We start from the raw sequence: 11,943 nt of genomic DNA, 5'->3' as shown, positions 1-11,943 counted from the left end.
AACGCTTCAGCCGCTCACCAGAGCACGGCAGGCCTGCACCAGCGCTGCGCACTGCGCGGGCGTTCCCACGCTGATGCGCAGGTATTGCTCGATACGCGGCAGCCTGAAATGGCGTACCAGGATGCGCTGCTCGCGCAAGCCCGCGGCCAGGGCCGCAGCGTCATGCGCGGGATGGCAGACCATCAGGAAATTCGCCTGGGAGGGCAAGACCTCGAACCCCAGGCCGCTCAGGTCACGGCTCAAGCCCTCACGACTTTGCATCACGGCCGCGCGGGTGCTCTCGAAGTAGGCGCGGTCTTCGTAGGCCGTGGTGGCGCCGGCCAGCGCCAGGCGGTCCAGCGGGTAGGAGTTGAAGCTGTCTTTCACCACTTCCAGCGCCTCGATCAGGTGCCGCTGGCCGGCGGCAAAACCCACACGCAGCCCCGCCAGCGAACGCGACTTGGACAGGGTCTGCACCACCAGCAGGTTCGGGTAACGGCTGATCAGGCCGATGGCGCTTTCGCCGCCGAAATCCACATAGGCTTCATCGACCAGCACCACCGACCGGCTTTGCTGCTGCAGCAACTGCTCGATGTCCGCCAGCGGCAGGCCGGTGCCAGTCGGCGCATTCGGGTTGGCGATGACCACCCCGCCACAGGGCGACCGGTACTGCGCCACGTCGATACGCAGGGCGGCGTCCAGTGGAACGATCCCGGCTTCGATGCCGTACAGCCCGCAATACACCTTGTAGAAGCTGTAGCTGATGTCCGGCATCAGCACCGGCTTGCCGTGGCGGAAGAAGGCGAAAAAGGCATGCGCCAGCACTTCGTCCGAGCCGTTGCCGGCGAACACCTGGCCGGCAGCGATGCCGTGAAAGTTCGCAATCGCCTGCCGCAGCACGGCCGCCTGCGGGTCGGGGTAAAGCTGCAGTCCCTCCTGCGCTGCAGCGCTGATGGCAGCGATCACCCGGGGCGAAGGCGGGTAGGGGTTTTCGTTGGTGTTGAGTTTGACCAGCCCCTCGATCAGGGGTTGCTCACCCGGCGTGTAGGGCACCAGGCCCCGAAGCGCCGGACTCCAGAACGACGCAGCGTCAGACATGCGCAGGCAGAGTCAACAGGAAACCGGTCAGCCCAGCAGGCGCGCCAGCGTTAGCAGCGCCAGCAGCATCATCCAGAGCACCACGGAGCGCCAGACCAGGCCCACGATGCTGCGCAGGTGCCCCACCTCCGGCTCGCGCCCCGGCGTGCTCTCGGTGGCCTGCGGGTCGCCTGCGTCGATGCCGTCGGCCTGGAAGCCCAGGGACGCTTCGGGAGACAACGCGGCTCTCAGCGCTTCGCCGCCCAGGCGCACGTTGACCGCTCCCGAGGTCGCGGCCAGGATCACGCCGTCATTGCGGTTTTCCGGGCCCGCGGGCGCACGCTGCATGTAGTTGCGCCAGCCGTCGATCGCGTCCTCGAAGCTGCCCACCACCGCGAACCCCAGCGAGGTCAGGCGTGCCGGCACGTAGTCGATCACGCCCCAGGCCCGCGCGGCGGCCTGCTGCAGGGCCGGGCTCGCGCCCTCGCCCGTGGATTTGGACTTGTAGGCCCAGTAGCGCGAGACAAACTCGGCCATGCGGTACAAGACGGCACCGGCCGGCCCCAGGCCCAGCGCCGCCAGCACCGAGAACCAGGCCAGCACGCCAAACACGTGGCGGTGCGCGGCCAGCACCGAAAACTCGATCACATGCCGCACGATTTCGCTGCGCGGCAGTTCGCTGGCATCGACCTGGCGCCACTGCGCCAGCAGCTCGCGCGCGGTCGCTTCGTCGCCGTCGTCCAGCGCATCGCGTATGTCGGTGAAATAGTGGCTGAACTGGCGAAAGCCGAGCGTCACGTAAAGCACGGCCACGCTCCAGGCAAAGGCCAGCACGCCGTTGACGCTCCACAGCAGCCAGTGCACCGCCAGGGTCAGCAGGGCCGGCCCTCCCACCGCCGTGGTCCAGGCGACCCAGCCGTGTTGCGGCTTGCCGGCGTCCAGGCTGCGGCTGGCCCAGCGCGCCCAGCGGCGCAAACCGGCATGAATCGGGTTGCCGCGCGTCAGTGGCCGCGCCTGTTCGATGATGAGTGCAAACAAAACAGCAAAAAAACTCATGGCAAATCATAACTGCCCCCACGCGGGGGTCGCTGCGCCTGCGGACTGGCGAGGCCAGATCCGCGGCCCCTGCTTGAAAAAACAGTAGCTGCGGGTGCTCGAATTGATACTCAGGCGCTCAAAAAGCGGTAGAGGTTGCGCAGCATGCCGGCCGTCGCGCCCCAGATGTAACGCTCTTTCGCGTCCGCACCCTCATCCCCCGTGTAGGGCATGGACAGCCACTGGCGCAATACACCGTCGAATTCAAACTCGTGGCGCTGATGGTTGGACGGGTCCATCAGGTAACGCAGTGGTACTTCAAAAATGTCGGCCACCTCGGACGGGCTGGGCTGCAGCGCAAAACCGGGCCGCACCAGCGCAACGACCGGCGTGATGATGAAGGCCGTGCCGGTGACATAGGTGGGCAGGATGCCCAGCACCTCCACATGCTCGCGCGTCAGGCCGATTTCTTCGTGCGCCTCGCGCAGGGCCGTGTCCACCGCATCGTGGTCGGTCTCATCGGTCTTGCCGCCGGGCAGCGCGATCTGGCCGGAATGGGTGGACATGTTGCCGGCCCGCTCCGTCAGCAACAGCGTCAGCTCATCACGCATGACCAGGGGCAGCAGCACGGCCGCCAGCGCCGGCTCGCGGTTGGAGAACTTCTTTTCAACACTGTGTTCCGGCGTCCAGACCGGCGGATGCCGGAAACGCCGGCGCAGGGCCTGCGGCGTGAGATCCTGTGCCGGCACGCCCGACAGGTGCGTGTCCACCCCGATCACCGGGATGCTGCGGGGATCGAAGGCCGGCAAAGGCGTGGTGAACCGGGGTGTCGTCATGAGAGCGCAAGATTAACAGGGCATAAAAAAAGCCGCTCCGGAGAGCGGCTTTTTGCGGGCCGGCTGTTTTTAGGCAGCTTTGGCGCCCAGCTTTTCCTTGATACGCGCCGACTTGCCGCTGCGGCTGCGCAGGTAGTACAGCTTGGCACGGCGCACGTCACCACGACGCTTGACTTCGATCTTGGCGATCAGCGGGCTGTAGACCTGGAAGGTCCGCTCGACGCCTTCACCATTGGAGATCTTGCGCACGATGAAGCTGGAGTTCAGGCCGCGGTTGCGCTTGGCAATCACGACGCCTTCAAAAGCCTGCATACGCTTGCGGGTACCTTCAACCACGTTGACGCTGACAATCACGGTGTCGCCGGGGGCATACACGGGGATGGTCTTGTTCAGGCGGGCAATTTCTTCCTGCTCTAGGGTCTGGATCAGATTCATGATTTATTCCATCTAACTTTTTCGTTCATACACGCGCTACGCTAAAGACCGCAAATCCATGGACACATCAGGGATGGTCAAGATGGTTGCAGTGGCCGCCAGAGGACTGAAAAGCTCACGATTATATGACACTTCCATAAATCCATTTTTTGGGCGAATTGCGTCGTTGCGCGGTGCTCGCAATCCTCACGTACTCAAGTACGTTCCGGTTGCTGTGCTCCGTGCGCCTCGCACTTCATCCCGAAAATCTGAATTTCTGGAAGTGTCCGGGGTCAGGGAGCCGCAGCCCTGTTTTTGCTTAAGTCTGCGAGAAAAGCCTCGTCCGCCGCATCCAGCCGGCCGGCTTCCCGGGCGGCATCCAGCAGTTCGGGCCGGTGCTGCCGGGTCAGGGCCAGCCGCTGCTCGCGGCGCCAGCGCTCGATGTGGCCGTGGTTGCCCGACAACAGCGTCTCGGGGGTGGTCTGGCAGCGCCAGGTCTCGGGCCGGGTGTAATGCGGGCAGTCGAGCAGGCCGTCGAGCGCCGGGTTGAAACTGTCGAACTGGTGGCTGCCCTCGTCGTTGAGCACGCCCGGTTGCAGGCGCGCCACCGCGTCCAGCAAGGCCATCGCGGCAATTTCACCGCCGGACAGCACAAAGTCACCCAGGCTGATCTGCTGGTCGACATAGGTGTCGATAAAACGCTGGTCCAGGCCCTCGTACCGGCCGCAGACCAGCACCGCCCCGGAGCCGGCCGACCAGGCCTGCACGCCCGTGTGGTCCAGCGGGCGGCCAATCGGCGAAAACAGGACCACCGGCGCCTGCTGGCCGGCCGGCTCGGCGCGCTCCTCGCGGATTTTTTCAAGACAACGCGCCAGCGGCTCGGCCAGCATCACCATGCCGGGGCCGCCGCCAAAGGAGCGGTCGTCCACCCGCCGGTAGTTGCCTTCGGCAAAATCGCGCGGGTTCCACAACTTCACCTCGACCAGACCGGATTCATAGGCACGGCGCGTCACGCCGCTGGTCAGAAACGGCGCAAACAGCTCGGGGAAAAGTGTGATGACGTCAAAACGCATGGTTCTATTTTGCGCTATTAAACGACGCGCGAAGATGCTGGAGGACTTAACCCAACAGGGGCCGCGGATCTGGCTTTGCCAGTCCGCAGGCGCAGCGGCCCCCTCGGGGGGCAGGGAGCTACACGCAGTGAGCGACCGTGGGGGCTCTAGTAGTCAGGTTGCCAGTCCACCGTGATGGTCTTGCCCGGCAGATCGACGGCGTCCACATAAGCGGCCACAAAGGGAATCATGCGTTCCAGCGTCTGCTCGCCTTCGGTGTATTCCACACACAGCACCGAATGCGGGCCGGTGGCCATCAGGTCGCGCACCTTGCCCAAGGCCACACCTTCGCGGTTGACCACGTTCAGGCCCAGCAGGTCGACCCAGTAATACTCGTCCTTGCCGGCCTTGGGGAAGCTGCTGCGCGGCACAAAAATGCGCGCGCCGCGCAGGGCCTCGGCCGGCGTGCGGTCGTCGATGCCTTCGAACTTGGCCACCACGGAGTCGGAATGGGTTTTGGATTCGCTGACCGTCAGCACCACGGTGCCGGAGAAAGCGTCAAAACCGGGCCGGTGTTTGGTATCCGGCGGCTGCAAAAACCAGCGGCCGGATGAAAAAAGCGCCTCGGAAGAGGCGCTGTGGGCCAGGATTTTCACCCAGCCCTTGACGCCCCAGGCGTCAAGAATGCGCCCGACTTCAACCGCATCGTCTGGCAGGCCAGACGGCTCAAGGCCGGGCAACATTCAGGAACCCGACAATCAGGCAGCCTTGGGAGCTGCAGCAGCGCCCTGCTTGACCAGGCGCAGCACGGTGGGGGACGCTTGTGCGCCCACGCCGAGCCAGTGGGTCAGGCGGTCCTGCTCGATGCGCAGGCCTTCTTCGCCACCTTTGGCAATCGGGTTGTAAAAACCGATGCGTTCGATGAAACGGCCATCGCGGCGGACGCGTTTGTCAGCCACAACAATATTGAAAAATGGACGGTGTTTAGAACCGCCGCGCGAGAGTCGGATGACGACCATGATTTATCCTTCGGGTGGTGAGGTGAAAAAAAATCACCCCAAAATGTTCCTGCAGCGCTTGAGACACACGACATGGCACCCGGCCAGCGAAATGCTGCAAAGCCGCAGATTATAACCCGCGGCTTGCCGCTGTCCCACCCGCTGCGCTCCTCCAACGTTCTTCCAACCCATTTTTGGCACGCCATGACCCTCCTGAGAGCCAGCCTTGACACCGATTTGCCGGCCATCACCGCCATTTACGCCCACCATGTGCTCAATGGCACCGGCACCTTTGAAACCGAACCGCCCAGTGTGACCGACATGGCCACGCGCCGTGCCGACGTGTTGTCCAAGGGCCTGCCCTATCTGGTCGCCGAAGAAGGCAGCGAGGTGGTCGGTTTTGCCTATGGCAACTGGTTCAAGCCACGGCCGGCCTACCGCTACTCGGTGGAGGATTCGATTTACCTGGCACCCGGCCAGCAAGGCAAAGGCCTGGGCCGCGCCCTGCTGAGCGAACTGCTGGCGCGCTGCGAGGCCGCCGGCATCCGCAAGATCATGGCCATCATCGGGGACTCGGCCAACGCCGGTTCGGTCGGCCTGCACCGCGCGCTCGGCTTCACGCTGGTGGGCGTCGTCGAGTCCTGTGGCTGGAAGATGGGCGCCTGGCGTGATATTGTCATCATGCAAAAAACACTGGGCGCCGGCGACACCATACCGCCCCTGGATGCCGCGCCCCCTTCTTCCCCACCCTCCAGCCCTTGACTGCCTCCATGACAAACAAGAACAAGACCCTGGCCGCCTGGCTGGCCTTTGCCGGCGGCCAGCTGGGCATCCATCGCCTCTATCTGTTCGGCTGGCGCGACCTGCTGGCCTGGCTGCACCCTCTGGCCGCTGCTCTGGGCTGGTGGGGCATTCAGCGCGTGCGGCTCTACGGCCAGGACGACCAGCTGGCGTGGGTGCTGGTGCCGCTGCTGGGCTTCACCCTGGCGGCCACGGCGCTGACGGCGATTTATTACGGCCTGATGGCACCCGAAAAATGGAATGCCAAACACAACCCGGCGGCCGCGCCGGACAGCGCTTGCAGCAAAACCAACTGGATCACCATGGCGGCCGTGATCCTGGCCTTGCTGTTCGGCACGATTGCGCTAATGTCCAGCATCGTGTTCAGCTTCCAGCGCTACTTTGAATACCAGGCCACAAATAAGGCCCCCACGCTTGTCGCTACGCGTACTGCGCTGCCCCCCGAGGGGGCGCTGCGCCTGCGGCCCGGCGGAGCCGGTTCCGCGGCCCCTGCTTGAAGGAGAGAGCCCCCACGTGCACCCGCGAGACGTGCGGCGGTCAGAACAGGAACAGGCTGACCCAGTAAGCAATGGCGGCCACAAAGGCCGAGGCCGGGATCGTGAAAACCCAGGCCCAGACAATGTTGCCGGCCACCCCCCAACGCACGGCCGAGGCGCGCTGGGTGGAGCCCACACCGACGATGGCGCCGGTGATGGTGTGGGTGGTCGACACCGGAATGCCCAGGCCGGTGGCCAGGAACAGCGTGATGGCGCCGCCGGTTTCCGCGCAGAACCCGCCCACAGGCTTGAGCTTGGTGATTTTCTGGCCCATGGTTTTCACGATGCGCCAGCCGCCGAACATGGTGCCCGCGGCAATCGCGATGTAGCAGCTGACAATCGCCCAGGTGGGCGGGGCGCTGTCGCTGGCCGAGGTGTAGCCGGTAGCAATCAGGAGCATCCAGATGATGCCGATGGTTTTCTGCGCATCGTTGCCGCCATGGCCCAGGCTGTACGCACCGGCCGAGACCAGCTGCAGACGCCGGAACCAGCGGTCCACGCGCGACGGTGTGGCGCGCCGGCAGACCCAGGCCACCAGCACCATCATCAGCGAACCGAGCAGAAAGCCCAGCAGCGGCGAGACAAAAATGAAGGCCACGGTTTTCAGGATGCCGCCGGTTATCAGTGCGCCGGCGCCCGACTTGGCGATCACCGCGCCGACAATGCCGCCAATCAGCGCATGTGAGGAACTGCTCGGAATGCCGTAGTACCAGGTCACCAGGTTCCAGCTGATGGCGCCTATCAGCGCGCCGAACACCACATGGGTATCGACAATTCCCGGCTGCACAATGCCCTTGCCCACGGTGGCGGCCACGCTGAGGTGAAAGACAAAGATGGCGACAAAATTGAAGGTCGCGGCAAACAGCACCGCCTGCCCGGGCCTGAGCACACCGGTCGACACCACGGTGGCAATCGAGTTGGCTGCATCATGAAAACCATTCATGAAGTCGAAGGCCACGGCCAGAATAACCAGCATGACCACCACCCACAGGGCCGTCTGTACGGTCTCCATGTTCAGGAGTTTTCGAGGACGATGCCCTCGATCAGGTTGGCCACGTCCTCGCATTTGTCCGTGATGGTTTCCAGCAGCTCGTAAATCGCCTTGAGCTTGATGACTTCGCGCACGTCAGGCTCTTCGCGAAACAGCTTGCTCATGGCCGAGCGCATGACGCGGTCGGCATCGGACTCGAGCTTGTCGATTTCCTCGCAGGTCTTCAGGGCGGCTTCGGCTGTGGCGGCGTCGCTGAGCTTGTCAATCAGGGCGACCGCGTCTTTCAGGCGCTCGCAGCATTTGACGCTGAGGTCTGTCAGGCGCACGATCTCCTCGGTCATGTGGTGCACGTCGTACAGCGCCATGGTTTCGGCTGAATCCTGGATCAGGTCGCAGACATCGTCCATGGTGTTGATCAGCGAATGGATCTGCTCACGGTCGATTGGCGTGATGAAGGTCTTGTGCAGCATGCGGTTGACCTCCTGCGTGATCCGGTCGGCCGCGCGCTCGGCGTTGTCGACCTCCCGGTTGTAGGCCTCGCGCTTCTGCACATCGCTGTAGTTGGCCACCAGGTTGGAGAACGCGTGGGCGGCCTCCACGATGCGGTCAGCATGCTGGTTGAACAACTCGAAAAAATTGCCTTCACGCGGCAACAGTTTGCCAAACAGCATCTTCAACTCCTCGGGGGTGCATGTCAGTTATATATGACAGATTTGTGACTACCGGGAGTTTAACGCCCCCACGGTTACGCACTGGGTGTCGCTCCCTGCCTCCCGTGGGGGCCGCTGCGCCTGCGGCCCCTGCTTGGCCAAGAGCCACTCATGGTCAATCGCAAGGCCCGGGTCAGGCCGAACGGAAGATGAAATACACCGCGCCCACCATGCACAGCGCCGCCCACAGGTAGTCGAGCTTGAGCGGCTCGTTGAGGTAAAACACCGCGAATGGCACAAACACGGTCAGTGTGATGACCTCCTGCATGATCTTGAGTTGCCCGATGTTGTACATCGTGAAGCCGATCCGGTTGCCCGGCACCTGCAGCAGGTACTCGAACAGCGCAATGCCCCAGCTGGCCAGCGCCGCGATGTACCAGGGCGAGGTCGCCAGGTTCTTCAAGTGGCCGTACCAGGCAAAAGTCATGAAGACATTGGACAGCAGCAGCAGTCCAATGGCTTGTGCCGAAACCGGAAGGGATTGTAGAAATTGCATAAAACTCCGTGCTCGGGGGAGTAAACCAGCGAATTCACCCGACGATCTTAGCCGCCACGCGCCGCCTCGGCGCGGCCTCAAGCCCGGGCAATCCAGCGCTGATGGGCAGCGAGTTTTTCCACATCGCGCCAGGACCGGCACTGCCCGGCCATGCGCGGCCAGATGCGCAGCAGCAGCTCACACTCGGCCAGCGTGTCGGCCGCCGCCTGGTGCCGGGGCGCGCAGACAATGCCGAAGTGGGCCAGCCATTCGTCCAGCGCGCGCGCCTTGACCTTCTCATGGGTCACGGCGCACAGCTGCTCAATGTCCACCCAGCGGTTCGGCAGCCCCGCGCCCAGGTGCTGCACGACATGCCGGCCAATCATGGCCTGGTCGAACGGGGCGTGAAAGGCCAGCAACGGCGAGTCGCCAACGAAGCCCGCAAAGGCGCGCAGGGCCTGGTCGGGCGGCACCCCTTCGCTCTGGCGCTGCAACCCGATGCCGTGCAGCAGGATGTTGTCTTTGCTTGAGCCGACCGACGACTGGCGCAACACCACCTCAAAGCTGTCGCCCGGCACGATGCTCAGGCGTTTGGCCGCCCAGTCCACCTGCACGGCAATGGCGGCGATCGCCAGCAACTGGTCGCGCTGCGGATCCAGCCCACTGGTCTCCACATCGAGCACCACCCAGCGCGCCTCATCCGCGCCGGCCAGCGCGGCGAAGGGCTTTTTCAGCCAGTCCGCCCAGCTCATCGCTCATAGTCCAGCTGCAGGCGCTGCTGCAGCGAACGCGCCACGCGAAACGACTCGCGCAGGATGCGCCTGTCGATGTCGTTGAGCCGGTCGACTTTCAGGTGGTTCGGCTGCTGCGGCGAGGCCGTGCCTTCGAGCTGCACGCGCAGCCGCAGGGTCTGCAGGAACTCGAAGCCGCTGACCCAGGCCTGGTATTCGGACGGGGCCAGCCCCAGCAGCGGACCGACGGCGTCCAGCCGCTCCCGGGTGTTGGTGGCCGTCACGCCGCGGCTGAGCGAATAAATGCGGGCGACATCGACAAAAATTGCGGCGCCCTGCAGCTTGAGGTCGATCATGCCGCCGTCGTCCACCGCAATGCTGCCGGTCCAGTTCAGCGGCGGGCCGTGCATCAGCGCATTGGCCGCCAGCTGCTTGATGAAACGCGGCGCGCGCCGCGCCGACTCGCTGACCTCCTGGCGCAGGCTGTCGGCCAGGCGTGCATCACCGGCCAGCGGCCGGAAGTCGAAGTAAATGCTGGCATTGAGCAAATCCTCGGGTGCCCCGTGTTCTATCCAGTGCGCAAAACGTTCGCGCCACTGGCGCAGGGTCAGGCAACAGGCCGGCTCGCTGGCCATGATGCCGCCACGGCACAGCGGGTAGCCGCAGGCGTCGAGTGCGACGTTGACATCACGGGCAAAACGCAGCGCGGCCTCGCGCTGGGCCGGCGTCGTGCCGTCGGGCAGGATCAGCGCATTGTCCTGGTCGGTCGCAATGGTCTGCTCGCCGCGCCCTTCCGAGCCCAGCGCTAGCCAGCACAGGCGGCTCAGGTCAATGCCGTGCTCCCCGGCCTTGATCTCCAGCAGGCGCAAGGTGAGCACGTCGTTGAGGTGGCTGATCAGCGCCGTGAGCTGGCGCGCATGCACGCCCTGGCCCAGCAGGCTGTGCGCAAAACGCCGGATGTCCTGCGCCACGATCTTGAGCATCTCCACATCGGCGGCAGAACGGATCGAGGTGCTGACCTGCTTGAGGCTCAGGCGCTGCATGGCAAACAGGTCCCGCTCCGACACCACGCCCACGGCGACCCCGTCGCGCGTGACCGGCACATGGCGGATGCCGTGTTTGCTCATCAGCAGGGCCGCGTCCAGCGCCGTGTGTTCGTGGCTCAGCGTCAACACCGGCTGCACCATGGCCTGCGAAATCGGCGTGTCCAGCGGCAGCGCCGCCAGCGTGACCCGGCCCAGGATGTCATACCGCGTGAGAATGCCCAGCGGCCGCCCGCCTTCGTCGGTCACCAGCATGGAGCCGATGCGCTGCTGGTGCATGCGGCCCAGCGCCTCGCGCAGCGGCATGTCGGGCGGGCAGCTCACCGGCGCCTGGCGCGCGACATCGCCCAGCGGTGTTTCCAGCGACTGTTCGGCCAGCGCCTGCGAGGCATAAGCCACCTGCAGGGCACGCCGCGAGAGGTCGAGGAACTTCAGGATGCGCCGGTTCAGGAAGTCGGCAAACGGTGGGCTCATCACGGCCAGCGCATGCATGGAAGCCAGCGGCAGGGCCAGCACAAAGGTGTCGGCCACGGCGCGGTAGCTCGCGGTCACCGCGCGCTGCGCCAGCGCCGCGCTGATGGGAAACAGCTCGCCCGGTTCGTAATGGAAAGCACCGCCCGACAGCTCGGCCAGGCCGCGCTCGCCGATCACCGCACCCTGGCGGATGAAGAACAGTTCCTTGATCGGACCGCTGTCGGGTTCAATCAGGATCTCTTCGGGTGCGAAGTAGTTCTGCCGGGCATGCCTCAGGAAGAAATCCACATCACCGGCCTGCATCTGCGCAAACGGCGGATGCCGCATCAGCTCCTGGCGCAAATTGGCCAGCAGGCTGCTGGACGGACTCAAGTCGGCGTTGAGCGAGGAAAGAGGCTGTTCGGCATCCGTCACGGGCGTCTCCTGATGTTTTGAAAACCATTATCCGGGAAGGACTTGCTGTTGTGCTGATTCAGCGCAAACGGGGCCACCGGTGTGCGCCCAGTCCCACACCCGCCCGTTCGGGCTGAGCTTGGCCTGTCCTGAGCATGTCGAAGGGTCGAAGCCGTCTTTGCATCCGCGCTGGAGGATCGCCAGCAAGCCGGGGGTTGCCCGGCGGCAACTCACTTTTCTTTTGCGTCGTGTATAGACAGGAGACATGGGAAACAGGTGTTCGGAGACATAGGAAACACCTTGGATTCTCAGCCAGCAGCGTTGAGTGCGCTCAAGTCCAGCCGCATGAAGCGGTGATGGCAGAAGAACACATCGTAGCAACCGTCGCGCGTGGCGTC

The 11,943-nt window shown here is 64.4% G+C and carries 13 protein-coding genes and 1 pseudogene; 2 read left to right on the top strand and 12 right to left on the bottom strand.

The genetic code is table 11. The annotated features are described in order from the left end of the window. Positions 1-6 precede the first annotated feature (6 nt). From hisC to rpsP, 7 genes are all read right to left on the bottom strand, one after another. The gene (hisC, locus tag B7G52_RS13385) at positions 7-1,077 is read right to left on the bottom strand and encodes a histidinol-phosphate transaminase (RefSeq protein ID WP_096698067.1); all 1,071 of its coding nucleotides are present in this window, start codon (positions 1,075-1,077) and stop codon (positions 7-9) included. 27 nt (positions 1,078-1,104) lie between these two features. Next, positions 1,105-2,112 carry a CobD/CbiB family protein gene (locus B7G52_RS13380; RefSeq protein ID WP_096698066.1) on the bottom strand — a complete coding sequence of 336 codons (1,008 nt, stop codon included), beginning with the start codon at positions 2,110-2,112 and terminating at the stop codon, positions 1,105-1,107. A gap of 110 nt (positions 2,113-2,222) precedes the next feature. Continuing rightward, complete coding sequence (locus B7G52_RS13375; RefSeq protein WP_096698065.1) at positions 2,223-2,927, bottom strand: CoA pyrophosphatase; 705 nt, start codon at positions 2,925-2,927, stop codon at positions 2,223-2,225. A gap of 69 nt (positions 2,928-2,996) precedes the next feature. Further along, positions 2,997-3,362: a 50S ribosomal protein L19 gene (gene rplS, locus B7G52_RS13370; protein ID WP_096668567.1), complete on the bottom strand. Its 366-nt coding sequence runs from the start codon at positions 3,360-3,362 to the stop codon at positions 2,997-2,999. 272 nt (positions 3,363-3,634) lie between these two features. Next, positions 3,635-4,414, bottom strand: coding sequence for a tRNA (guanosine(37)-N1)-methyltransferase TrmD (gene trmD, locus B7G52_RS13365; protein WP_096698064.1), 780 nt, complete (start codon positions 4,412-4,414; stop codon positions 3,635-3,637). Positions 4,415-4,560: 146 nt separating this feature from the next. Beyond that, a complete protein-coding gene (gene rimM / locus B7G52_RS13360; protein ID WP_096698063.1) occupies positions 4,561-5,136 on the bottom strand; it encodes a ribosome maturation factor RimM in 576 nt (191 codons plus the stop codon). 15 nt (positions 5,137-5,151) lie between these two features. Further along, positions 5,152-5,412, bottom strand: a complete 261-nt coding sequence (gene rpsP / locus B7G52_RS13355; RefSeq protein WP_096668573.1) for a 30S ribosomal protein S16 — start codon at positions 5,410-5,412, stop codon at positions 5,152-5,154. 183 nt (positions 5,413-5,595) lie between these two features. Here rpsP and B7G52_RS13350 point away from each other — a divergent pair, with 183 nt between their 5' ends. Beyond that, positions 5,596-6,153 (top strand): GNAT family N-acetyltransferase, encoded by a 558-nt coding sequence (locus tag B7G52_RS13350; protein ID WP_096698062.1) that lies wholly within the window; start codon positions 5,596-5,598, stop codon positions 6,151-6,153. 8 nt (positions 6,154-6,161) lie between these two features. Continuing rightward, positions 6,162-6,584, top strand: a pseudogene (locus B7G52_RS13345) (hypothetical protein); the annotation flags it as partial. A 145-nt stretch (positions 6,585-6,729) separates the two neighbouring features. On the opposite strand, the gene B7G52_RS13340 reads toward B7G52_RS13345, so the two are convergent. The 5 genes from B7G52_RS13340 to B7G52_RS13320 all read right to left on the bottom strand — a co-directional run bounded on the left by B7G52_RS13340 (position 6,730) and on the right by B7G52_RS13320 (position 11,566). Further along, entirely contained in the window at positions 6,730-7,740 is a 1,011-nt protein-coding gene (locus B7G52_RS13340) for an inorganic phosphate transporter (RefSeq protein WP_096698061.1), read from the bottom strand. Positions 7,741-7,742: 2 nt separating this feature from the next. After that, entirely contained in the window at positions 7,743-8,390 is a 648-nt protein-coding gene (locus tag B7G52_RS13335) for a DUF47 domain-containing protein (RefSeq protein ID WP_096698117.1), read from the bottom strand. A 172-nt stretch (positions 8,391-8,562) separates the two neighbouring features. Then, on the bottom strand, positions 8,563-8,925 hold the full coding sequence (locus tag B7G52_RS13330) for a DMT family protein (RefSeq protein ID WP_096698060.1): 363 nt from the start codon (positions 8,923-8,925) through the stop codon (positions 8,563-8,565). 77 nt (positions 8,926-9,002) lie between these two features. After that, the gene (locus B7G52_RS13325) at positions 9,003-9,656 is read right to left on the bottom strand and encodes a 3'-5' exonuclease (protein WP_096698059.1); all 654 of its coding nucleotides are present in this window, start codon (positions 9,654-9,656) and stop codon (positions 9,003-9,005) included. Then, positions 9,653-11,566 carry a DUF294 nucleotidyltransferase-like domain-containing protein gene (locus tag B7G52_RS13320; RefSeq protein WP_240523448.1) on the bottom strand — a complete coding sequence of 638 codons (1,914 nt, stop codon included), beginning with the start codon at positions 11,564-11,566 and terminating at the stop codon, positions 9,653-9,655. The genes B7G52_RS13325 and B7G52_RS13320 overlap by 4 nt, the downstream gene beginning before the upstream one ends. Between the last annotated feature and the right edge of the window lie 377 nt (positions 11,567-11,943).

This window comes from Polaromonas sp. AER18D-145 (assembly GCF_002379095.1).
In the GTDB taxonomy this organism is placed as follows: Bacteria; Pseudomonadota; Gammaproteobacteria; order Burkholderiales; family Burkholderiaceae_C; genus Polaromonas.
This window is presented reverse-complemented; position numbering and strand designations above follow the sequence as displayed.

What these genes read in the sequence shown, in the direction of transcription:
- B7G52_RS13375 (WP_096698065.1), bottom strand. Translation starts at nt 2,927, where the DNA reads ATGACGACACCCCGGTTCACCACGCCTTTGCCGGCCTTCGATCCCCGC.
- B7G52_RS13330 (WP_096698060.1), bottom strand. Translation starts at nt 8,925, where the DNA reads ATGCAATTTCTACAATCCCTTCCGGTTTCGGCACAAGCCATTGGACTG.
- hisC (WP_096698067.1), bottom strand. Translation starts at nt 1,077, where the DNA reads ATGTCTGACGCTGCGTCGTTCTGGAGTCCGGCGCTTCGGGGCCTGGTG.
- B7G52_RS13380 (WP_096698066.1), bottom strand. Translation starts at nt 2,112, where the DNA reads ATGAGTTTTTTTGCTGTTTTGTTTGCACTCATCATCGAACAGGCGCGG.
- trmD (WP_096698064.1), bottom strand. Translation starts at nt 4,414, where the DNA reads ATGCGTTTTGACGTCATCACACTTTTCCCCGAGCTGTTTGCGCCGTTT.
- rplS (WP_096668567.1), bottom strand. Translation starts at nt 3,362, where the DNA reads ATGAATCTGATCCAGACCCTAGAGCAGGAAGAAATTGCCCGCCTGAAC.
- B7G52_RS13325 (WP_096698059.1), bottom strand. Translation starts at nt 9,656, where the DNA reads ATGAGCTGGGCGGACTGGCTGAAAAAGCCCTTCGCCGCGCTGGCCGGC.
- B7G52_RS13340 (WP_096698061.1), bottom strand. Translation starts at nt 7,740, where the DNA reads ATGGAGACCGTACAGACGGCCCTGTGGGTGGTGGTCATGCTGGTTATT.
- B7G52_RS13350 (WP_096698062.1), top strand. Translation starts at nt 5,596, where the DNA reads ATGACCCTCCTGAGAGCCAGCCTTGACACCGATTTGCCGGCCATCACC.
- B7G52_RS13335 (WP_096698117.1), bottom strand. Translation starts at nt 8,390, where the DNA reads ATGCTGTTTGGCAAACTGTTGCCGCGTGAAGGCAATTTTTTCGAGTTG.
- rpsP (WP_096668573.1), bottom strand. Translation starts at nt 5,412, where the DNA reads ATGGTCGTCATCCGACTCTCGCGCGGCGGTTCTAAACACCGTCCATTT.
- rimM (WP_096698063.1), bottom strand. Translation starts at nt 5,136, where the DNA reads ATGTTGCCCGGCCTTGAGCCGTCTGGCCTGCCAGACGATGCGGTTGAA.